At 73.4% G+C, this 21,260-nt stretch carries 21 protein-coding genes; 9 read left to right on the forward strand and 12 right to left on the reverse strand.

All coding sequences use genetic code 11. The annotated features are described in order from the left end of the window. Nucleotides 1–4: 4 nt before the first annotated feature. The 4 genes from ABD287_RS00555 to ssd are packed head-to-tail and all read right to left on the reverse strand — an operon-like array spanning nucleotide 5 to nucleotide 3,724. Nucleotides 5–631, reverse strand: coding sequence for a type II secretion system F family protein (locus tag ABD287_RS00555; RefSeq protein ID WP_344166660.1), 627 nt, complete (start codon nucleotides 629–631; stop codon nucleotides 5–7). Then, nucleotides 628–1,431, reverse strand: a complete 804-nt coding sequence (locus ABD287_RS00560; protein WP_344166662.1) for a type II secretion system F family protein — start codon at nucleotides 1,429–1,431, stop codon at nucleotides 628–630. Before ABD287_RS00560 ends, ABD287_RS00555 begins: the two co-directional genes overlap by 4 nt. Continuing rightward, entirely contained in the window at nucleotides 1,428–2,636 is a 1,209-nt protein-coding gene (locus ABD287_RS00565; protein WP_344166664.1) for a TadA family conjugal transfer-associated ATPase, read from the reverse strand. Before ABD287_RS00565 ends, ABD287_RS00560 begins: the two co-directional genes overlap by 4 nt. Then, the gene (gene ssd, locus ABD287_RS00570) at nucleotides 2,633–3,724 is read right to left on the reverse strand and encodes a septum site-determining protein Ssd (protein ID WP_344167697.1); all 1,092 of its coding nucleotides are present in this window, start codon (nucleotides 3,722–3,724) and stop codon (nucleotides 2,633–2,635) included. Before ssd ends, ABD287_RS00565 begins: the two co-directional genes overlap by 4 nt. Before the next feature lie 190 nt (nucleotides 3,725–3,914). On the opposite strand from ssd, the gene ABD287_RS00575 reads away from it, so the two are divergent. Further along, nucleotides 3,915–4,631 carry a hypothetical protein gene (locus tag ABD287_RS00575; protein ID WP_344166666.1) on the forward strand — a complete coding sequence of 239 codons (717 nt, stop codon included), beginning with the start codon at nucleotides 3,915–3,917 and terminating at the stop codon, nucleotides 4,629–4,631. Here ABD287_RS00575 and ABD287_RS00580 read toward each other — a convergent pair. Continuing rightward, complete coding sequence (locus tag ABD287_RS00580; protein WP_344166668.1) at nucleotides 4,593–4,844, reverse strand: hypothetical protein; 252 nt, start codon at nucleotides 4,842–4,844, stop codon at nucleotides 4,593–4,595. The two genes, ABD287_RS00575 and ABD287_RS00580, sit on opposite strands and share 39 nt — an antisense overlap. A 476-nt stretch (nucleotides 4,845–5,320) precedes the next feature. On the opposite strand from ABD287_RS00580, the gene ABD287_RS00585 reads away from it, so the two are divergent. Continuing rightward, on the forward strand, nucleotides 5,321–6,115 hold the full coding sequence (locus ABD287_RS00585) for an HAD family hydrolase (RefSeq protein WP_344166670.1): 795 nt from the start codon (nucleotides 5,321–5,323) through the stop codon (nucleotides 6,113–6,115). 371 nt (nucleotides 6,116–6,486) lie between these two features. On the opposite strand, the gene ABD287_RS00590 is transcribed toward ABD287_RS00585, so the two are convergent. Continuing rightward, on the reverse strand, nucleotides 6,487–7,227 hold the full coding sequence (locus tag ABD287_RS00590; protein WP_344166672.1) for a Fic family protein: 741 nt from the start codon (nucleotides 7,225–7,227) through the stop codon (nucleotides 6,487–6,489). Between the two features lie 157 nt (nucleotides 7,228–7,384). On the opposite strand from ABD287_RS00590, the gene acs reads away from it, so the two are divergent. Next, a complete protein-coding gene (gene acs / locus ABD287_RS00595) occupies nucleotides 7,385–9,421 on the forward strand; it encodes an acetate--CoA ligase (RefSeq protein ID WP_344166674.1) in 2,037 nt (678 codons plus the stop codon). On the opposite strand, the gene ABD287_RS00600 is transcribed toward acs, so the two are convergent. Then, nucleotides 9,418–9,657 (reverse strand): hypothetical protein, encoded by a 240-nt coding sequence (locus ABD287_RS00600; protein WP_344166676.1) that lies wholly within the window; start codon nucleotides 9,655–9,657, stop codon nucleotides 9,418–9,420. The two genes, acs and ABD287_RS00600, sit on opposite strands and share 4 nt — an antisense overlap. Before the next feature lie 344 nt (nucleotides 9,658–10,001). On the opposite strand from ABD287_RS00600, the gene nhaA reads away from it, so the two are divergent. Together nhaA and ABD287_RS00610 are read left to right on the forward strand one after the other, a co-directional pair. After that, complete coding sequence (gene nhaA / locus ABD287_RS00605; RefSeq protein ID WP_344166678.1) at nucleotides 10,002–11,267, forward strand: Na+/H+ antiporter NhaA; 1,266 nt, start codon at nucleotides 10,002–10,004, stop codon at nucleotides 11,265–11,267. Nucleotides 11,268–11,310: 43 nt separating this feature from the next. Next, on the forward strand, nucleotides 11,311–12,231 hold the full coding sequence (locus ABD287_RS00610) for an alpha/beta fold hydrolase (RefSeq protein WP_344166680.1): 921 nt from the start codon (nucleotides 11,311–11,313) through the stop codon (nucleotides 12,229–12,231). Between the two features lie 3 nt (nucleotides 12,232–12,234). Here the strand turns inward: ABD287_RS00610 and ABD287_RS00615 are convergent, their stop codons facing one another. Both ABD287_RS00615 and ABD287_RS00620 read right to left on the reverse strand, forming a co-directional pair. Beyond that, complete coding sequence (locus tag ABD287_RS00615) at nucleotides 12,235–12,597, reverse strand: hypothetical protein (protein WP_425565444.1); 363 nt, start codon at nucleotides 12,595–12,597, stop codon at nucleotides 12,235–12,237. Continuing rightward, nucleotides 12,597–14,246: an SseB family protein gene (locus ABD287_RS00620; RefSeq protein WP_344166682.1), complete on the reverse strand. Its 1,650-nt coding sequence runs from the start codon at nucleotides 14,244–14,246 to the stop codon at nucleotides 12,597–12,599. Before ABD287_RS00620 ends, ABD287_RS00615 begins: the two co-directional genes overlap by 1 nt. A 167-nt stretch (nucleotides 14,247–14,413) precedes the next feature. Between ABD287_RS00620 and mycP the strand changes: the two genes are divergently transcribed. After that, complete coding sequence (gene mycP, locus ABD287_RS00625) at nucleotides 14,414–15,658, forward strand: type VII secretion-associated serine protease mycosin (protein ID WP_344166684.1); 1,245 nt, start codon at nucleotides 14,414–14,416, stop codon at nucleotides 15,656–15,658. Between the two features lie 72 nt (nucleotides 15,659–15,730). Here the strand turns inward: mycP and ABD287_RS00630 are convergent, their stop codons facing one another. The 3 genes from ABD287_RS00630 to eccB all read right to left on the reverse strand — a co-directional run bounded on the left by ABD287_RS00630 (nucleotide 15,731) and on the right by eccB (nucleotide 17,920). After that, entirely contained in the window at nucleotides 15,731–16,021 is a 291-nt protein-coding gene (locus ABD287_RS00630) for a WXG100 family type VII secretion target (RefSeq protein ID WP_344166686.1), read from the reverse strand. 16 nt (nucleotides 16,022–16,037) lie between these two features. Further along, entirely contained in the window at nucleotides 16,038–16,355 is a 318-nt protein-coding gene (locus ABD287_RS00635) for a WXG100 family type VII secretion target (protein WP_344166688.1), read from the reverse strand. A 182-nt stretch (nucleotides 16,356–16,537) separates the two neighbouring features. Then, entirely contained in the window at nucleotides 16,538–17,920 is a 1,383-nt protein-coding gene (eccB, locus tag ABD287_RS00640) for a type VII secretion protein EccB (RefSeq protein ID WP_344166690.1), read from the reverse strand. Nucleotides 17,921–18,019: 99 nt separating this feature from the next. On the opposite strand from eccB, the gene ABD287_RS00645 reads away from it, so the two are divergent. The 3 genes from ABD287_RS00645 (at nucleotide 18,020) to rarD (ending at nucleotide 21,252) form a co-directional block, all read left to right on the forward strand. After that, complete coding sequence (locus ABD287_RS00645; protein ID WP_344166692.1) at nucleotides 18,020–19,816, forward strand: type VII secretion protein EccE; 1,797 nt, start codon at nucleotides 18,020–18,022, stop codon at nucleotides 19,814–19,816. Nucleotides 19,817–19,847: 31 nt separating this feature from the next. Next, a complete protein-coding gene (locus ABD287_RS00650) occupies nucleotides 19,848–20,225 on the forward strand; it encodes a phage holin family protein (RefSeq protein ID WP_344166694.1) in 378 nt (125 codons plus the stop codon). A 106-nt stretch (nucleotides 20,226–20,331) separates the two neighbouring features. After that, nucleotides 20,332–21,252: an EamA family transporter RarD gene (gene rarD, locus ABD287_RS00655; protein WP_344167702.1), complete on the forward strand. Its 921-nt coding sequence runs from the start codon at nucleotides 20,332–20,334 to the stop codon at nucleotides 21,250–21,252. The last annotated feature ends 8 nt before the right edge of the window (nucleotides 21,253–21,260 follow it).

Consider the following 21,260-nt stretch of genomic DNA (forward strand, 5'->3'; position numbering starts at 1 on the left):
CCTTTCAGGAGAGGGTGAGAACGTCGTCAAGAACGGTGATAACGACCGGCGCCAGGCCGGCCAGCAAGAACGCCGGCAGGAAGCACAGACCCAGGGGCAGCACGATGAGGACGCCGGCCCGACGGCCGGCCACCTCCAGGGCCGCAGCCCGGTCAGCACGGAGGTCCTCGGCGAGCAGACACAACGCGCCGGCCAGCGCGCCGCCGCTGTGGCTGGCGCGCTCAGCGGCCGCCCGCATGCGGCGGGCGCCCGGATCGTCGCCCAGTTGGCTCCACGCCTCGGCCGGATCAGCTCCAAGGCGCAGCATCCGGGCCACCCGGCTGAGGCGGTCGCCGACAGGACCGCCCAACGCCTGACCCACCGAGCCCGTCGCCCGGTCCACCGGCGCTCCCGACCGCAACGCCGCCGCCATCAGATCAGCCGCCAGCGGCAGGGCCGCCACGAAGGCCGCCCGCTCACGACGCTGCGCCGGTGTCGGCGCCTGTCGCAGCGCGTGGTCGACGGCGACAGCCGCGACCAGCCCCAGGCCAGCGCCCCACCATTGCGCGACCAGCGCCCACACCGAGACGCCGGCCAGCGCCGCCGACGCCAGAGTCCGCCAGCGCCGCTGCCTCGCCGACCGCCTACTCATCCCGCGGCCCGGTCAGCGTCGGTGATCCGCTGTGACCAGGCGATGCCAACCGCCTGCAACCCCACCGCCGCCAACGCGCATCCGGCGCCGAGCGGCGTATGCAGAAGGAGCGTCAGCGGATGCGCGCCGATGCCGTACCCAATGGCGACGCCGCCCAGTGGCAGACCGGCGAGCAGCCACGCCGTCGCCTGGGCGCTCGCGGTCTGCGCCTCGACCGCCGTCCGGGCCCGGCTCGCGGCCCGGGCGTCGGCGGCGATCCGTTCCACCAGGTCGGCCAATGGAGCGCCGGTGGTCTCGGCCAGGGACAGCGCGGCGCCGACCCGCCCGGGCAGGTCTGAGGCGGCGCGGGGAGCCGCGCTCATGACAGCAGCTGGCGGCACGCCAGCCCGCAGGTCCGCGGCCAGGGCGCCGACCTCGTCCAGCTCCCGGCGGCGCCGCTCGCGGGTGTGCCGTTCGCGGCGCTGCCGCCGCAGCGCGGCCGCGGCCAGGGAACAGTAGGACACGGTGATGACGGCGGCGACTGGACCGGACGCCACCAGCATGAGGGCGCCACCGGCGCCGATCGTTGCTGCCAGTCGGGGCCACGACCGGACCAGGCTGTCCGTGGCGCTCTGGGCGGCGGACGCCTCCGATCGAGCGGGTCTGACCGATGGCGCAGCGGCAGCGGGTCGGCCGAGCCTGGCCCGCCACCCCGGTGGCGCCGCTGAGCGGGGCCGCCTACCGGCGACGCTGTCGAGCCGTCGCCGCACCTCACGGTTGCGCAACCGGACGTCCACGAGCCGGGCCGCTACCGGATTCACCTGACGTTCCTCAGCGCTGCCGGCGGAGCGACATCCCGAGCCGCCAGCAGGTCGGCGAGCTGCCCGGCGGCCGGCCCGGCGCCGCCGTCGGCCTCCCAGGCAGGGGACGCGACCACAGTTCGGCTCATCGGGTCGGGCGCGAGCGTCCACACTGATCGGACCTGCCGACCAGCGCGGACCCGGCGCACCTGGATCACGACGTGCAGCGCAGCGGCGAGCTGAGCATGCAGGGCGCCGCGGGGCAGGCCGCCGAGCAGCCCCAACGCCTCGAGGCGCGCGGGCACGTCAGCCGGCGTGTTGGCGTGCAGAGTCCCGGCGCCGCCGTCGTGGCCGGTATTGAGCGCGCCCAACAGATCCACCACCTCGGCGCCGCGGCATTCGCCGATGACCAGTCGATCCGGACGCATCCGAAGGGCCTGACGCACGAGGTCCCGCAGGCTCACCGTGCCGGCGCCCTCGACGTTTGGCGTGCGGGCCTGAAGCGCGACCACATGCGGATGCTCTGGCCGCAACTCAGCCGCGTCTTCGACAATGACGAGCCGCTCGGTCGGAGGAACGAGCCCCAGAAGGGTGTTGAGGACGGTGGTCTTGCCGGCGCCGGTCCCGCCGACCACGAGGAACGCCAGCCGAGCAGCAACAATAGCCGCCAGAAGCTGGGCGCCTGCCTGGCTGACCGACCCAACGCCGACGAGCTGGCTCAGTGTCATCGGGCGCCTGCGGAAGGTCCTTAGCGACAGGTACGGCCCACCCACGGCGACCGGGGGAAGCACGGCGTGCATCCGGGCGCCGTCCGACAACCGCGCGTCGACATAGGGGCAGCCCTCGTCGAGGCGGCGACCGTAGCTGGCGGCGAGCCGCTGCGCGAGCCGGCGTACCTCGTCCGGGTGCGCGAACGGCGTGTCGACCTGTTCAAGGCCACGGCCGCGGTCGGCCCAGACCTGCACGCCGTTGACCAGGACGTCGGTGACGTCCTGGTCGGCCAGCAGCGGGGCGAGAGGGCCAACGCCAACCAGGTCATTGTGGACGTCTTCGGCGACCCGCAGGATTGCCGCGTCGCCCAGCGCGGCGACGTCCGTCTCCTGCCGGACAGCGGCAACGATCGCCGCCCGCGTGGGCCGCTGATCGCTGACGGCGAACTGCCGGCGCATCCGGGTGGCCAGACCAGCTGGCGTGCCGCCTGCGGCGGCGCGCGCCGGCGGGTTCATGCCGCTTCCCGCAGCGGCCTGGCAGGGTCAGCGATCAACGACTGGCAGAGCCTGGCCAGAGGCCCGCGGGCGCCCGGCGGGCGGCCGCGCTCCAGCGCGGCGGCCAGGTTCGGCTCCGGCGCGAGGGTCCCGGCCAGGGGCACGCCGAGCGCTTCGGCGATCTCGTCAGCGCGCAGCCGGCCCGGGGCCGGGAGCCGGACGATGACCCCGATCTCCGGGCAGTGCTCGGCAGCGCGGCGGATCACCCGGGAGGCGGCCGCGGTGGCGCGCAGCTCGGCCGGCGCGACGATGATGGCTCGGTCGGCTGCCGCGAGCGCCACGCTGGCCGCGGGGGTCAGGCAACGCGGCAGGTCGACAACGACCAGATCGCGTCCCCGGATCCCGGCGTCCAGGGCGGCGGTCATGGCGCTGGCGGGCAGCGGGAGCGGTTCGCCACGGTCCCACGACAGCAGGGACAGGTCGCCCTGGCCAGGCAGCGCGCGGACGAGGGCTGGGGTGTCGATATGCCCACGGGCTTCGGCCAGCTCTGGCCAGCGCAGGCCGTCGATCCCCTCCCAGCCGAGGATCAGGTCGAGCCCGCCACCGAGCGGGTCGGCGTCGATGAGCAGTGTGCTGCGGGCGCTGCGGGCCCCGGCCAGCGCCAAGCCGACCGATAGCACGCTGCCGCCAGCGCCGCCGCGTCCGCTGAGCACGGCGATGATGTGGCCAGGGCCGCGGGCCGGGCGCCGGGCGCTCGCGGCGAGGCGCTCGACGAGCCACGGCTCGGCCTCGGGTAGCAGGGCGACGTGCTCGGCGCCGGCGCGCTGCGCTCCGGCCCACGGGGCGGGCCCCGGGCTGGCGCCCACGACCACCACCCGGGCACGACGCGCGAGACTGGACCGGCCGCATGCTTCCGCCTGGTCCAGCCCGATGAGTACCAGCGGGGCATCGCCGTACCACCGGCGGGCGGCGACCGGGTCGACCGCCAGATCGACCTCGACACCCGCTGCTACGGCCAGCCGCAGCAGGTCGTCCAGGAGATCGGGGTCGGCGGTGACGATGAGCGGGCGACGCCGGGCGCCGGTGGCGTCGGGCGGTGGGGACGGCATGGCGTCCTCGTGCGTCATGGGTGCCTCCTGCGTGGTCAGCGGCGCTGCCAGAACCGTCGCTGCCACCGGCCGTTGGCGCCAAGGCCCCCGGATCCCGCCTGTGGACAACGGGACCCCCTGTGGATAAGTCGGGGTCGGCCCGGAGGTCGGCTGGCCAGGGCTGTTGACGGCAGGTGCGACAGTGGCCGCCATGAGTCACAGCGGGCCTGGTCGCGACCGATGGGTGAGCGTTGCCGGACGATGGGCATTGGCCGCGCTGTGGGTGACGTGGGCGACGGGGACCTGGTGGGAGATTCCGCGCGAGGCGAGCCGGGACACGGCGCGGGGCGACATCGCCGCCGGTCGGGTGGCCGAGGTCGTCCGGGCGGACGGCTGGAACGACGGCGACGGGATCTGGTTCAACAACCCCAGCGCCCGGCTGAGCGCCGACGGCGTCTACCTGGTGTGGACGACCTTCTCGGGCCAGGTCCGTTACACCCTCGACGGGCGTCCCGCAGCCGGGCTCGGCGGCTCGGTGAGCGACACGACGGACCCGCCGACCACCGCGTTGGAAGCCGGGCTCCGGGCCGCCGCACGGCAGGCGACCGAAGACCGCAGCTCGACGCGCTGGAGTGTTCCGGGTATCGCCGGCGGGGCACTTTGGCTGGCGTTCCTGATGATCCTGGCGGCGGGTCCGGCGCCACGCCAGGGAACCCGGGTGTTCTGGTTCTGGGTGGGCCTGGCCAGCTTCGGCCTGGGGGTGCTGGCGTGGTTGGGAACGGAGCGGCCGTGGGCGGGTCTGGCGGGGCCGGCGCGGCGGCGCTCTGGGTGGCTCGGGCTGGGTTACCTCATCGTGTCCACCATCGTCGTGGGGGTCCTCACGCTGGGTCTACGCCTCGTGTCGGGAGGGACCCTCGTCCCTGGCTGAGGAAACCTCCACAACCTGGGCCCCGGCGCGCACGAGCACGTCTCGCAGCGGTCCTTCGCGGCCGGTCCACCGGATCTCGACGCCGGTGACGCGCACCCAGGCCGGGTCCTGGTGGGGCGAGACAGAGGAGACCCGTAGCGTCAGCGGCCCGAGCCCGTAGGCGTAGTCGAACTCGTCGATGCGGATGGTCTTGCCTGGCGTGAGCGTGGGCATCGTCTCCTCCGGGCTTCGGCGCGGGACGGTCGCCGGCGGACCGTGGCTGGCCGGTCACCACCGTGGCACAGCCGTTTTGCGCGCCGCAATGTGCGGTTCGCAACATCTATCCGATCGCCACTCGGGCTGGTGTCGACGGTTCGTCCACTGTGGCCAAGGGGAGCCGACACAGGCGACGACCCCCGCCGGGGGCGGCGGGGGTCGTCGTGGGCGCGGCTCCAGGGGGATCGAGCCGAACCCGCTCAGCGGCCGCCGGGGGGCTCCGCCGCCGAGGGACTATCGTGTGGAATGTCCGCTGCTGCGCCATCCCTGCTACAGCATGCCTGAACCACGCCTTCACGTCGAGTGCTGATAAACACACCCTCTGCGACATTCCCAGATGGCGGGTGGGCAAAGAGACCAACACGCTCGAAAACGGGCCGGCGACAGTCCGGCGGGCATACCGCTGACGCCGGAGAGGGCTAGACTCTGCGCCCGTGGGCCGAAGCGCCGCCTTCTTCGATCTTGATAAGACCGTCATCGCCAAGTCCAGCGCGTTGGCGTTCGGCAGGCCGTTCTACCGGGACGGCCTTATCTCTCGTCGCGATGTCGTCAAGGCCGCCTACAGTCAGCTCATGTTCCGGCTAGGCGGCGCGGACGACCAGACCATGGCCCGCACCCGCGACTACCTGGCCAGGCTGTGTCAGGGCTGGTCGGTGGAGCAGGTCAGCCAGATCGTCAACGAGACCCTGCACGAGCTGATCAAGCCCTACGTGTACGCCGAGGCCGCGCAACTCATCGAGGAACACCAGGTCGCCGGCCGCGATGTCGTTCTCGTCTCGGCCTCCGGCGAGGAGATGGTCCGACCCATCGGCGCGCAGCTGGGCGTCACCGACGTCATCGCCACCCGGATGGCGGTCAGCGAAGGGCGGTACACCGGCCAGGTCGAGTTCTACGCCGCCGGCGAAGGCAAGGTGACGGCGGTGCGGAGGCTGGCCGACCAGCGCGGCTACGACCTGTCCGACTGCTACGCCTACTCCGACTCGGTCAGCGATGTGCCGCTACTCAACTGTGTGGGCCGCCCCACCGTGGTCAACCCGGACCGTGCTTTGCGACGGATCGCCGCCGAGCGCAGCTGGCCGGTGTTGGAGTTCCGGCACCCGATCCCGCTCGGCCGGCGGCTGCGGGAGCGCCCGGCGGTCCCGGTGGCCGCGGCGGCGTTCGGGGTCGGCGTCGGGCTGGCCGTCGGCCTGACCTGGTACGGGCGCCGTCGGCGCGCCCGGGCCGCCTGATCCCACTCGGGAGACAGCCGCCTCATTGGCCCCGCCAGTCACAATCTCGTCTGACTCGCTGGCACACCGCCACCACTCCGCGTAATAATGGAGTCACGGAAATGGTGGAGGAAGCGGCCGGGAAACCGGAATGATCGTTGACCGGGAGAGAGAACAAAGCCCGACCGGGACGCCGCCGGCTCCGCGCACGGCCGCCAGGAACCCACGCGCGACCAGCCAGCGACATGGCTCGTCGCGACGGGACCGCAAGGACCGTTGATGACGGTTAAGGTGCACGCTTGGTAACCAGGCAGGACGTGCGGAGACGGCGCCCCCGATTATGGGGGCGTCGCCCATTTCCGCCCACAGCCGGCCGGCGCCGATCTCCGGCCTCAGCCGCGGGACATCACCTCGTCGCCGACGACCGGCAGCTCCCGCGCCCCGATGGCGACGGCGGCCGCATAATGCCGCAGCCAGGACCGCAACCCGTCCGGGGTGCCCGTGGCGAACGCCCCCGAGGCCCCCAGATACTCCGGCTGGCGGGCCAGATGGCCGATATCAGCGCCGATGACGCCCCGGGGGTCCCAGCCGGAGCTGATGAGAGTCAGGCGGGCCGCCGCCCGGGCGACCAGGCCCGACGGCCCGGCGAAGGGCCGCAGCGTCAACAGCTCCCCGTGCGTCACTGCCGCCAGCGCCAGCGGCTCGGCAACGACGCCGCCGGTGATCAAGCCGGCCAGCGTGTCAAGGCGCGCGGCGGCGCTGCCGTCGACGGGACGGCCGAGCGCGGCGGCGGGGACGATGTCCCGGGCAGCCAGCACGTGCAACCGGGCGAGGACCTGTCGCGGGGCCAACGGCCAGCGATCGACCAGCCCCCCGGTGGCGCGGGCGATCCGCAGCGCACCCTGCATGACCGGATCGGTGACGACGCCGGCACGCACCTCGTCCGGGTCGTGCACCGCGCCTTCGAGCGCCGCGCTGGCGACAGCGACCCGCAGGCTCACCTCAGCGGCCACCAGCCCGCCGTGTCGGCGTAGGGCCCGGTGCCGCAGGGCGGTGTCGACCTGCTCACGGGCGTCGGCCACAGCGTCGGCCACGTCGGCGAGTCGCAGCAACGGGGCCAGCGGATCAGTCACGGTCAGCGACGCTAGCACCCGCGACCGACCGCCCCGTGCGGCGGCGACACGCACGATGAGCAATGGTCGCGACACGCCCGAGGACCTCACCAATCGCCGGAGCTGTCGCTAGGCTCCGGAATGGATTGTGCGACCGCACGAACGAGGGAGCGGGCCCGTGACCGAGACGTTGGAGAACCTGCTGCACGAGTCCCGGCGATTCGTTCCGCCGCCGCAGCTGGCGTCGGCCGCGAACGTCACCGCGGGCGCGTACGACGAGGCAGCCGCCGACCGGCTCGCGTTCTGGGACCGACAGGCTCGTCGCCTGGACTGGGCCCAGGAATGGACCCGGACGCTGGACTGGTCGGACGCGCCGTTCGCCAGGTGGTTCGTCGGGGGGCGGCTCAACGTCGCGCACAACTGCGTCGACCGGCACGTCGCCGCCGGGTTGGGCGACCGGGTCGCCCTCTTCTGGGAGGGCGAGCCGGGCGACACCCGCGTCATCACCTACGCCGAGCTGGGCGTCATGGTGCGCCAAGCCGCGAACGCCCTCACCGACCTGGGCGTGGGCTCCACTGACCGGGTGGCCATCTACCTGCCGATGATCCCCGAAGCGGTGGTGGCGATGCTGGCGTGCGCCCGGATCGGAGCCACCCACAGCGTCGTCTTCGGCGGGTTCTCGGCCGAGGCGCTGTCGGGCCGGATCATCGACGCCGGCGCGAAGGTGGTCATCACCGCCGACGGCGGCTACCGCCGGGGCAGGCCGTCGGGGCTGAAGTCGATCGTGGACGAGGCGCTGACCCGCTGCCCCGTCGTGGAGCACACCCTGGTGGTGCGTCGCACCGGCCAGGACGTCGGCTGGACCGCCGGCCGGGACCTGTGGTGGCACGACACCGTCGCGACCGCCTCGGACCTGCATGAGGCGCAGCCGTTCGACGCCGAGCATCCGCTGTTCATCCTCTACACCAGCGGGACGACGGCCCATCCCAAGGGCATCCTGCACACCACCGGCGGGTACCTGACACAGGCCGCCTACACCCACCACGCGGTCTTCGACCTCAAGCCAGGGACGGACGTCTTCTGGTGCACCGCCGACGTCGGCTGGGTCACCGGACACAGCTACATCGCGTACGGGCCGCTGGCCAACGGCGCCACCCAGGTGATGTACGAGGGCACCCCGGACACCCCGCACCAGGGCCGGTTCTGGGAGTTGATCGAGAAGTACCGGGTCACGATCCTGTACACCGCGCCGACGGCCATCCGCACCTTCGCCAAGTGGGGCGACGACATCCCCGCCCAGTTCGATCTCACGTCGCTGCGCCTGCTCGGCAGCGTCGGCGAGCCGATCAACCCCGAAGCGTGGATGTGGTACCGCGAACAAATCGGCGGCGACCGCTGCCCGGTGGTCGACACCTGGTGGCAGACCGAGACCGGTGGCATCATGATCTCCCCGCTGCCCGGGGTGACCCGCTGCAAGCCTGGCTCCGCGATGCGGCCGCTGCCCGGCATCACGGCCGATGTGGTGGACGACGCGGGCGCCTCGGTGCCGGCCGGCGGCGGCGGGTTCCTGGTGCTGCGTGAGCCGTGGCCAGGCATGCTGCGCACTATCTGGGGCGACGACCAACGGTTCCGGGACACCTACTGGTCACGCTTCGGCACGGGCACGAGCGCTCCGGGGTCCGGCGCCCGCGCGGCCAACGGCGGCGGCACAGCCCTTGCTGAGCACGGCTGGGTCTACTTCGCCGGGGACGGCGCCAAGCGGGACGAGGACGGCGACCTGTGGTTGCTGGGCCGGGTCGACGACGTCATGCTGGTATCCGGGCACAACATCTCCACCACCGAGGTCGAGTCGGCGCTGGTGTCGCACCCGGCCGTCGCCGAGGCCGCGGTCGTCGGCGCGACCGACCCGATCACCGGACAGGCGATCGTGGCGTTCACGATCCCGCTCGGCGATGTCGACACCGCCGGGGAGGCGGGCGAGAAGCTGCTGGCCGAGCTGCGCCGGCATGTGGCCGACACGCTCGGGCCGATCGCGAAGCCCCGCCAGATCCTGCTCGTCGGCGAACTGCCAAAAACCCGTTCCGGCAAAATCATGCGCCGGTTGCTGCGGGATGTGGCCGAGCACCGGTCGCTCGGGGACGTGACGACTCTCCAGGATTCGACCGTCATGGACCTCATCGCCACCAAGATGGACGAGCCGCACGCTGCCGACTAGCCCATTGCCGGAAAAAGCGGTCGGGCCCCCAACCTGGCACCGAGACCGTCGTCGAGCCCGAGGCGACGGTGCGCCGGGACCGCCGCGGCGTCCCTGCCGGGCGCGAGAACGATCGGGGGTCGCAGGACGATTCTGGTGGTCCGCACCGGGCGGACGTTCATCAGCGCCTCTGCTGACGCGTCGGTGTAGGAGACCACATCGACGCCCGCGAGCGCCGCCCGGGCCAGGAACGACACGCCTGACAGGAGCTGGCGGCGGCCAGAGGAGCTGCTCCGGGTTGGCCAGCGCGGGGTCGCCCCGGCAGAACGGGTCGCTGCTGAGCCGTAGCCCGACTCAGCCGGCGGCAGCTCGACCTGGTGTGCCCGGTCGTACCCGCCGGATCCGCCGCCGGTGCCGGTGCCGGTGCCGCCAGCCTAGGCGCACGGCGCGGCCAGCCGGTAGGGTCGACCGCGGAGCGCCGGGAAGTCTGGTCGGCACGGGTCGGTGACCCGGAATATGTGGTCACGGTCCCTATCAGCCATGACCACGCCACCGTTGTCGGCGCCTGGTGTGGCGCCGGCCGTCCAGGAGGTGTCCGCTGGTGCCGAACAGCCCGTACCGTCCCCGCAAGGCCAAGGACGCCGCCGGGTCCGCGGGCCGCGGGCCGAACGCCCGCCGGGAACAGCGTCGGACGTACCGCCGGGCCGCGGACGCCGCTGCCGAGGCCGCCCAGTTCCTACGCGCTGAGCAGGTCGGCGGCATGGTGCTGCTGGCCGCGACGGTTCTGGCGCTCATCGCCGCCAACTCGCCCCTGGCCGACCTCTACCACCAGGTTTCCGACTTCACCTTCGGCCCCGAGGCGCTACACCTGCGCCTGTCCGTGCACCAATGGGCCACTGACGGCCTGCTCACGCTGTTCTTCCTCATTGCCGGCCTGGAGCTCAAGCGGGAACTGGTCACTGGGGACCTGCGCAACCCGCGTAAGGCGCTGCTGCCGATCGCCAGCGCCTTCGGCGGCATGCTCGTTCCAGCGCTGGTCTTCATCGCGGTCGCCGGGACCAGCGCCGGCGCCGGCTGGGCGATCCCCGTCGCCACCGATATCGCCTTCGCGCTGGCCGTGTTGGCGATCTTCGGCCGGCTGCTGCCGGCGAACCTGCGGGTCTTCCTGCTCACCCTGGCGATCGTGGACGACCTGGGCGCGATCGTGCTCATCGCCGCCCTGTTCACCAGCGGCATCGCCCTGGCGCCGCTGTTCGGTTCGCTGGCCGCGGTCGGCGCCTGGGCGCTCGCCCAGAAGCACCGGCTGACCGGCTGGTGGATCTACCTGCCGTTGGGCCTGGTGGCCTGGGGCTTCATGCACGCCTCCGGAGTCCACGCCACCGTCGCCGGGGTGCTGCTGGGATTCGCCACCCGGGTCCGGCCCGACCGCGGCGAGCAGGACCCGCCGGCCGAACTGTTCCAGCACCGGCTCCAGCCGCTGTCCGCAGGCGTCGCCGTCCCGGTGTTCGCGTTCTTCGCCGCCGGCGTGACTATCGCCGGCGGGGCGCTCAGCGGGCTCGCCAGCGACCGACTGGCGTGGGGCGTGGTCGCCGGACTGGTCCTCGGCAAGACGATCGGCGTGCTCGGCACCGCGTTCCTGTGCGTGCGCATGGGCTGGGCGCACCTGCCGACCGGGGTCAAATGGCAGGAGTTGACGGCGGTCAGCGTGCTGACCGGTTGCGGCTTCACCGTGAGCCTGCTCATCACCGAGCTGGGCTTCGACGGCGACCAGGCCGACCGGCTCAAGTTGGCGGTGCTGGCCGGCTCGGTGCTCGCCGCGGGCATGTCCGCGGCGCTGCTCATGCGCAGCGTCCGCGCCCGGAACTGACCGGGACTGACAGGCGGCGCCCGGCGCCCCTACCCTGGGGCGCATGAACCCGCAGGTCGATGAGTCGTGTGTGCTGGTCGATGGTCCCTGGACGCACCGGTTCGTCAGCGCCAACGGCAGCCGGTTCCACGTCGTCGAGGCCGGGACCGGGCCGACGGTGCTGCTTCTGCACGGCTTCCCGGAGTTCTGGTGGGCCTGGCATGAGGTGCTGCCCGCGTTGGCCGACGCCGGCTTCCGCGCGGTGGCCGTCGACATGCGGGGTTACGGCGCCACCGACAAGCCGCCCCGGGGCTACGACGGCTACACCCTCGCCGCGGATGTCACCGGACTGATCCGGGCGTTGGGCGAACGGAGCGCGGTCCTGGTCGGGGCCGGTTTCGGCGGCATGATCGCCTGGACCGCGGCGGCGTTCCACCCCAAGCTCGTCCGCCGGTTGGTCGTGCTGGGCGCGGCACACCCGCTGCGGTTGCGGGCGGCGCTGGTGGTCGACCCACGTGGGCAGACCGCCGCCGCGGCGCCGACGCTGAAGTTCCAGCTCCCCCGGTACGAGCACGTGCTGACCCGCGACAACGCCGCACTGGTCCGGGAGTACCTGGCCCGCTGGGGCGGGCCGGGCTGGGTGAACGGCCCTGCCTTCGCCGACTACGCCGAACGGTGCCGTACCGCCATGCGCATCCCACAGGCGGCGTTCTGCGCGATGGAGGGCTACCGCTGGTCGTTCCGCTCGGTGCTGCGACTACACGGGTACCGGTTCGTCAAACTCATGCAGCAGCCGATCGTCGTGCCGACGTTGCAACTGCACGGCGCGCTCGACACGGCGATCCTGCCCCGCACCGCCCAAGGCTCGGGCCGGTACGTCAGCGCCGCCTACGAATGGCAGCTGTTGGAGAACGTCGGGCACTTTCCGCATGTCGAACAACCCGAGCAGGTGGTCGGCGAGATTCTGCGGTGGGCCAAGCAGTAAGGCTCAGATCCGCTCCTCGCGCACGTCGGTCAGCTCGCCCAGCGGCGCCCAGCCCTGGTGGACGCCGATGTCGAACTCTTCCAGGCCCAGCGCGACGGCGACCTCACGGCGACCGCCCACGTACTCCAGCCGCACCCAGCCGGCCTGCACCCCCAAAGCGATGAACGGCTGGTCGCGCCATGTGCACCGGGTACGGAGGTAGACCAGCTCGTCAACGTCGTCGTGCCGGACGACCCGCCGGAACCGTCCGGGACGGACCTCGATGAAGCCTTCGGCGGGCGCGTCGGCGTACAGGCGGACGCTGTCGCCGTCCGGGGCGGCGTCCCACTCGCGGCCCTGCCAGCGGGCCAGGTAACCGTCGCGCATCAGACCTCCCGGGCCCTTCGCCAGGCGCCACGGTCGGCGTCGAACTGGGCTATCCGACGCTCGCCGCCGTCCCTGGCGATCCGCCACATCTCGGCGCCATGGGGCAGTCGGACGCTGTCCACGCGCAGACCGGCAATGCTTTCCGGCCCGCCGTCGGCGGGGCCGTCGCCGCGGTACAGCTCTGGTCGGTGTGCCCGCCACCGGAGCACATGGGCCTCGTCGGTCGCGAGCGCCGAGCCTGGCTGCCCAGGGCCCAACTCCGTGACGAGGTCAGCCGGGGCGCGCAGGTGGGACACGTCGGCGACGCGGTGGACGAATCCGGCCACCCGGTCATAACCGCGTTCGAGGTAGAACGGCACCTGATCGGGGCGGATGAGCTTCTGCAACCGCTCGCCCGGCGGCGGCGCGGCGGGGGCATGCCCGGGGGCCTGCCGGGGGCGGTCGTCCGGGCCCCTGCGGGACGCCCACTGGGAGAGCGCGATCATCTGCGCGCCGGGCAGGGTGGCGCCCATGGGGGTGCCCGGGTTGACGGCGAAGGCCAGGCCCGGGTCCGGCCAGGTCTGAATCAGCCGAAGGAACGTGACCCTACGCGCCGACGCGCCGTCGGGGTCGGCGCCGATGTGTGCCTCGCAGAGCTCCGGTGAGGTGAAGGCCAACACATGCGGGACGCCATCGATCAGCTCGATGCGCCACGGCCGGTCGAGCAGCGGGTCGCCATCGCCGACCGGCACGAGCAGGCTGGCCAGCACCAAGGCGGACAGGAAGGCGTCGGTGCTGCCCTCCGCGACGGCGTTCGCGAGCGTTGCCTCGATGTCGTTCGTCGACGCCGCTGGCGCGGCCGCCGAGGCGGACGACGTGGGTGCTGGCGACGTGGATGCGGGCGACACATGCGCCGAGGTGGACGGCGCCGGCCCACGGGCGGCCTGGACCAGGCGGGCCTTCTCGCTGTTGAGCAACGCCTGCCGCCGGGACAGCGGGGCCGCCGCGGTCCGGGCAACAGGACGGTCGACGGGCTCGGCGGGCCGAGCCGCCGGCTCCCGCGGTGGCAGCGGTGTGCGCCTGGGGAGTGTCCCGCGCGCCTCGGACACGGCCGGGTCCGGTGCCGGCGAGACGACCGGGGCGTTCCTGGGCGAAGCGTTGTCGGCGGTCCCGGCGCTGATCGCGCCGGTCTGGACCGGCGACAGCGATGCGCCGGCCGGCCGGCGCGTCCCTGGGACGGGAGCACCGTCCGAGATGGCGACGTCAGCCGGCAGGCGGACGTCGCCACGGGCGACCTGCGCCACGAACCAGGCCGGCAGGTAGCCCTCGACCGGCAGGCCGGGGTTCACCGCAAGCCACCATTCGACATCGGGCCAGCTGTCGGCCAGCTGCTGGTAGGACAGTCGACGAACGGCGCCCGCCGCCTCACCCAGGCAACAGCGGACAGCCTCGTCCGAGGTGAACGCGAGCACGTGGGTACGGCCGCCGGTGGTCCAGGTGCCCCAACCGGTGGCGGCGGGGGCGCCATCCGATCCGACCGGTGATCCCGGCACCGACGGCAGCAGCAGCTCGCCGTGGCTCAGGATCCGGAAGTACCGCTCCTGATCGGAGGCGCGCAACGCCTCCCGCATGGCGATCTCCGCCTCGGTGGCCGGCACCCAGGTCGTCACGGCCACCTCCTTCCGTGAACCGACGCCGTACAGGTCGCGTACAACCTACAAGGTGCCAGGCCCGGCGCCTGCTGTTCGTACCGCGACACCCGCAGGCGTCGCGTCCGACGACTACGATCCCGCTGGCGGCGGGCGGATTCGCCCAGATCGAGAGTGGAAGGAGTCGGATGCGTTACCTGGCAACGCGTCGCGGGTTGTCCACGCTGCGCACGATGGCGGCGATAGCGGCCAGCGCCGCGGCGGCGGTGGCGGCGCCATCGGTGGCCACCGCAGCGGTGACCCGCACGGCGGCTGCGACGCGCTGCGCCCCACAAGGACCGGTCGCGGCCCGGGCGCCGGAGTCGTCCTGGGCGCAGCGGGCGATGGACCCGCAGCGGATCACGCCGTTTGCCGACGGTCGTTCGGTGACCGTAGCCGTTCTGGACTCCGGTGTGGACGCGCGCCATCCGCAGCTGCGCGGCCAGGTGTTGCCCGGCCGCGACTTCCTCGCCGGCGGGCGCGGCTCCGTCGACTGCCACGGTCACGGAACCGGCGTCGCCGGCGTTATTGCCGCCCGTCCGGCGCCGCGCTCGGCCCTGCTCGGACTGGCGCCCGGCGTCCGGATCCTGCCGATCCGGCTGACGGAGCGGCACGAGGCGAACGGGCAGACCACCGGCGCCGGCGCGGACGCCGGTCAGCTGGCCGCCGCGATCCGATGGTCGGTCGACCAGGGCGCCGACGTGCTCAACCTCTCGCTGACCCTCTACCGTGACGATCCGGCCGTCCGGAAGGCCGTCGCCTACGCCGTTGATCGCGACGTCATCATGGTCGCGGCGGTCGGCAACCACCACGATCAGAGCGCCCGTCAGCAGGGCGTGCCGGACCCGGTCCCGTACCCGGCGGCCTACCCGGGGGTGCTCGGCGTCGGCGCCGTTGACCCGACCGGCGGACGAGTCGCTGATTCGCAGGTCGGCGGGTATGTCGACGTGGTGGCGCCCGGGGGCCAGATCGTGGTGGCCTGGCCGGGCGGTTACTCGGCGCAGAGCGGCACGAGTTTCGCGACGCCGTTCGTCTCGGCTACGGCGGCCCTGGTACGGCAGCGGTGGCCCGGGCTGACAGCCCAGCAGGTGGCCCGGCGGGTGGTGGCCACCGCGGACCCGGCGGCCGGGGGCCGGGCCGCCTATGGCCACGGCATGGTGAGCCCGTACCGGGCGGTCTCGGACCCGCCGGGCGCCAGCGCGGCGGCGACGCTGCCGCCGTTGGGCGCGGGCGGCGACCACGGCCGGTCGACGCTACTCGCGGAACGGGACCGCAGCGCCCGGACCGCGTTGGCGCTCGCGGCGGCCGGCGGCGGCGTGTTGCTGGCCGCGGGGGTCGCCGCGACGGTGACGGCTCGGGGCCGACGTCGCCGGTGGCGGCCGGCGGCCAGCTGACCACCAGCGCCATCGACGGCGTTGCCGAGGCGGAGTGCCCCGTACTGGGTCGCCCTCAGCACGGGGCGTTCATCAGTCGAAGAGGGCGCGGTTGCGCTGCTCGGTCGCCAGGTAGTCAGCCGACGAGTCGTCCACGGCCATCTTGATGTCACGCAGGATCGCCGCCAGGTCCGCGGCGGCGGCCCGCCACCGGCGCTGCCGCTCCTCGTACGCCTCGCGGGCCTCGCCGGACCAGCTGGCCACCAGCGGTGCGGCGTCGCTCTCCAACTGGCTGAGCTGGGATTCCATCGTGTTCAGAGCGGTCTGGATGTTGCCGGACGCCTGCTGGAGCGCCCCGAACTGCACAACGAGCATGTCGGACATGGAAGCCTCCGGTGGCTTAGAGCGGCAGGGTGACGCCGCGGTGGCTGGCCCCGACGCGCTGGGCGGCGTCCGAGTCTGAGGACGTGTACTGCTGACCGGAGGCGCGGATCGCCTCGGCGGTTTCGGTCAGCGCCCGGGACATCGCCGCCTGGTCGGCCGCCCATGCCTCCTTGACCTGGTGGAACGAGCGGCCCCCAGCGCCGCGCCAGCCGGACTGAAGCACCTCCAGCTCGGACATGAGCCGCCGGAGCATGCCCTGTAGGGAGTCGTTGGCGGAGTCGAACCTGGCGGCTGTCGCCGCCATGACGGCAGCCTCCGCCTGAGTCTGGGACACGGGGTAACGTCACCTCAATTCATTGCCGGGAGCGATTCGCCCAGATGGTCGTCCCGCCCAGATCGGCATCGAGCGGACACCGACCACTGAGGACGTCACCGGGTCGGATGGCTGATCGACCGTAGCCGCATCGAGCCGCCCGTCGGTAGGTCAGCTCCGGCGACCTGTCACCAAGTTGTCACCTAACCGGTCACCGGCCGGGCGGCGTCGGCCGCGTCCAGGCCCGGACCGGCCGGCAGCAGCGCCACCACGCTGGCCGGCAGCCGCGCCGGCGTGACCTGGCCGTAGCCGAGCAGCCGCAGGGCGGTCGGGTCGGCGACGCCGTGGCGCCGGCCCAGATCCGTGACGAGGCAGGTGACCGCGGGCGCTCCCGGCCTGGCGACCGAGGCCACGACCGCCCCGCCCCCGGGCGGCACCAGCACCACGTCCGCCAGCTCGGCGCCGGCCGCTGAGCGGCGGACCGTCGGCACCGCGGCCCGCTGGTCCGGCGCGACGGCGCCGACCCGCACCTCGCCGACGCCGTCGTCGTCGCGCACCACCGCGCAGACCGCGCCGGCGCCGGCGCCGGGATCAGCCAGCTCCGGCGGCTCGGCCGGCGGGGCGATGTCACCGGAGGTCAACGGGGCCCGGCGCGGCGCGCGGGCGAAATCGGCCACCGACAGCTCCGTCGGTCCGTCCTGAAGGGACCGCGGGTCTGCCAGGATGAGCCGGGCCTGCAACCCGGTGATCGGCGCCAGGCCATCGGCCATCGCCACGGCGTGCTGGCCGCCGCCGCTGACCCGGTCGCGGATGACGAACACCTGGCCGACCCGGGCCCGCGGCAGCCCGCCGAACCGGTCGCCGCGCCTGGGGATCTCGGGCAGGCCGAGGTCGGCGCCGGCGCCGAGGGCGCGCAGCGTCGCCGGCGCGACCCGGCGCGCGGTCCGGTCGGCCCACCCCAGGGCGGCGAGCACCGCACCGGAGTCGCGGATGAGGTGCCGGCGCTGCCGCCACACCAGGTAGTTGTCCCGCCCGGCGCGGGCCAGCATCGCCCGGTCGCCCAGCGGCGCGCCGCCCTGCGGCGCGGACCCGATCATGAGGATGGACCGGGCGCCCGGCTCGGCGGTGTCGACTGAGCACACCGACCACGGCGGTGTGCTGAGCGACCTAGCCGGCGGCAGGGCGTCCGGAGCGTCGGGAATTCCCACCGGGACGCCGCGCGGCGTCCCGGTCAGGGCCGCCCGGCCGACCCGGGTCGGCGCCCTGCCTCCACTGAGCAGCAGCGCGGAGGCGTAGTTGGCCACCGGATGCAGGCGGCCGTCGCGGTAGACGTAACGCGCGCCGGTCTCCTTCTCGACCAGGACCGCGTTCGGCGATCTCCAGGACTGGGCGCCGCCGCCGACGAGCAGGCCGTAGACGGCCGCGCCGCCGATCCCGATCGCCGCGACGAGCAGCCCGGCCAGGGTGGCGCCGGCGACCCGGCGAAACGGCGACCGCGCCGGGTGCGTGTCATGCATGACCAGGGCCGCGACCACCCGCTGCACGGCGAACTGATAGGAGTGAAGCTGATCCTGACGCGTCGACATGGCCCCGTCTCTTCGCTGCGTGCCGGGGCACCAACCTAACCGGACCGACCCCGGCCGCGGGGACCCCGTTCGCGCGGCGGCGCCCCTACGATGACGTCCGTGACCGCCGCGCCCGCCCCGTCCACGCCGGACCTTTTCGCCCGGGACCGGCAGGTTCGTCGCCTGGGGCCCCGCCTAGGCGCGGGCCAGCTGATCGTTTCGCAGGTGGCGCTGGCGGCGCCGGTCGCGATGGCACAGTTCGGAGTGGTCGCGGTGACGGCCGCCGCGACAGTCGCGGCGGTCGGCCTGGCGTTGACGTGGCTACAGTTTCGCCGCCGGTGGGCCTATCAGTGGCTAGGCCTGTGGCTGTCCACAGCAGGGCACCGACGACGGCTGCGAGTCGACGCGGACGCCACCGCCCTGCTGGACTGGATCTGCCCCGGCGCGCGGATCCGGTCGGTCAGGGTCGCCGGCGAGGACGCGGCGGTGCTCGCCGACGGGACCGGGCTCACCGCCGTGTTTGAGCTGGGCGACCGGTCCGCGGTGCTGGTGGACGACGGGGTCGTGCTGCCCTCGGTGAGCGAGATCGCCGCGCTGGCGCGCGAAGCCGGTCCGGTCGTCCGGGCGCAGTTGGTGGTGTCGGCGGCGCCGGCGCCGACGCCGCGCGTGGAGGGCACGCCGGCGGCCGAGGCGTACCGGCAGCTCGCGCAGGGCCGGTCGGTGGCCGCGACCGCGACGCTGCTGGCGGTTCGGGTGGTGGCCGACGAGGGGGACGACCCGGACGATCTGCTGCGGTCGTTGTCGTCGACGGTCCGTCGGATTCGTCGCCGGGCCGGGATCGGGTCGGCCCGCCTGTTGGGCCCCTCGGCGCTGGCGGGCGCCCTCGTGCAGTTCGCCCACCATCTTCCCGGTCAGGCTGGCCTGGCTGGCTGGGACTCAACCAGACTCGGGGGGCTGCGCCAGTCGTGCTTCCGGCTCGCGGCGCCCGCTGATCCGGCGGTGTGCGGGCGGCTACTGGGCCGGCTCGGGGCGCTTCCGGCGCTGGCGACGACGGTGAGCGCCCTGGCTGCGTCCGGCGCCCCCGGCGGATACCCCCTGGCGGTCCGGGTGGCCGCCGCGGACACCGTCGGACTGGTCCGGGCGGCCAGGGCGCTGGAGCAGGTGGCCGCCGAGCATGGTCTGACGCTGCGCCGATCCGACGGCGAACAGCTCGCCGGCCTGGCCGCGACGCTGCCACTGGGCGGGGTGCGGCCGCCTGGATTCATCCGCTCACGCGAGCCCCGTCCGACGTCGGTCAGCGCCATGCGCCCGCCGGACGCCGGTCTGGTGGTGGGCGTAGACCGGCACGGGGTACCGGTACTGACCAGACTGTTCCGAGCCGAGCCGACCCGGGTGCTGCTGGCCGGCGGTGTCCGGGCGGCGCAACTGATCGCGCTGCGGGCGTTGGCCGTGGGCGGCAGGCTCGAGGTCCGGACCGCCCGGCCCCAGGCGTGGGCGCCGTTCGTCCGAGCGGCCACGGCCCCGGACGCCACGCTGTCCCTGGTGGCCCCGGACGCGCCCGCCACCTTCGACGCCGACGACCCGCTGCGGCCGTTGCTGACAGTTGTGGACGCCGGACCGGTGGCGCACGATCCCAGCCCGGTCGGCGGGTGGCACAGCGTCCTGGTGGTCCGGGACGAGCTGACCGGCCTGGACACCGGCGCCATGACCCGCGCCGATCTGGTCGTCCTGCAACCGCTGCGCCCCGACGAGGCGGCGCTGGCCGGCAGCGTGCTGGGGCTGGGCGCCGCCGCCGAGTGGCTGACCAGGATCCGGCCGGACATGGTGGGTCTGGTGAGCCGGCGGACGGTGCGGTGGGCGGCGTTGGCGGCGACGCCGGTTGAGGAGCGGCTGGTCGGCAGTCCCGCCCGAGACTGAGCCGGGAGCGGACGCGTGCCACGATACGGTCATGGGGATTCTCATCCGGCTCGGCATCAGCGCGCTCGCTTTGTGGATCGCGACGTTGGTGGTGGACGGCATCGACGTCACCGCCGACACCGTCGCGGGCACTGTGGGGACGCTGCTGATCGTCGCGTCGATCTTCGGTGTCGTCAACGCGGTGCTGCGACCGCTCATCAAGCTGGTGGGCTGCGCGTTCTACCTGCTCACCCTGGGCCTCATCGCGGTGGTGGTCAACGGTGGGTTGTTCCTGTTGACCAGCTGGATCGCCGGCAAGCTCGACCTGCCGTTCCACGTCGACGGCTTCTGGCCGGCGATGCTCGGCGCGCTGATCGTCGGGGTGGTCAGCTGGCTGCTCAACCTCATGGTGTCCGACAGCGACGACTGAGCCAGCCGGTCAGCGCCGCCGCGCCGGCGAGGGGCCACCGGTCCAGGATTGGCCCGGGACGGACGATCGACCAACGGTTACCGTCAGCGAGGTGGAGACAAGAAACTTGCGGCGCGGATATTTGTATGGTTTGAGCGCCTACGCGCTGTGGGGTTTCTTTCCGCTCTACTTCACACTCCTCCAGCCCAGCGGGGCTGTCGAGGTGCTCGCCCACCGGGTCATCTGGTCGGTGCTGTTCCTGGCCGCCGTGCTGACGGTCAGCGCGGACTGGCGCTTCGTCGCCCGGATCGCCCGCCAGCCCCGGCTGCTCGGCGGGATCACGCTCGCGGCCTCGGTGCTCGCCGTCAACTGGGCCACCTACGTCTACGGCGTGAACAGCGAGCGAGTCGTCGAGACCGCGCTCGGATACTTCATCAACCCGCTGGTCACCGTCCTGCTCGGGGTCCTCGTGCTGGGAGAGCGCCTCCGCCGTGCCCAGTGGGCGGCCGTCGGGGTCGGTGCGCTGGCCGTGTTGGTGCTCACCATCGACTACGGCCATGTCCCGTACATCGCGCTGACGCTGGCGGTGACCTTCGGCAGCTACGGGCTGACCAAGAAGCAGCTCGGCATCCCGGCCACCCATGGCCTGTTCGTCGAGTCCGCCGTCCTGCTGCTGCCGTGCCTGGGTTACGCGGCCTGGCTCAGCTGGCGCTCCGAGGCGACCTTCGGCAGCGTGTCAGCCGGCCACACGCTGCTGCTCGTCGGCGCGGGCGCGGTCACCGCGATTCCGCTGCTGCTGTTCGCCGGCGCCGCCAACCGCCTGCCGCTGACCGCCCTCGGGCTGCTCCAGTACGTCGCCCCGATGATCCAGCTCGGCTGCGGGGTGCTCATCCTCGGCGAGCCGATGCCGCCGGCCCGGTTGGCTGGGTTCGGCCTGGTCTGGCTGGCGCTGATCATCTTCACCGCGGACGGCATCCGGCGCGCCCGGGCGACGGCGGCCGCCGCCCGGGCCCCGGTCGCCGTCACCGCTGGTCGGGCCGCGCCGTGACTCACCCT

Origin of the sequence: Pilimelia columellifera subsp. columellifera (genome assembly GCF_039532605.1) — a bacterium.
Lineage (GTDB): Bacteria > Actinomycetota > Actinomycetes > Mycobacteriales > Micromonosporaceae > Pilimelia > Pilimelia columellifera.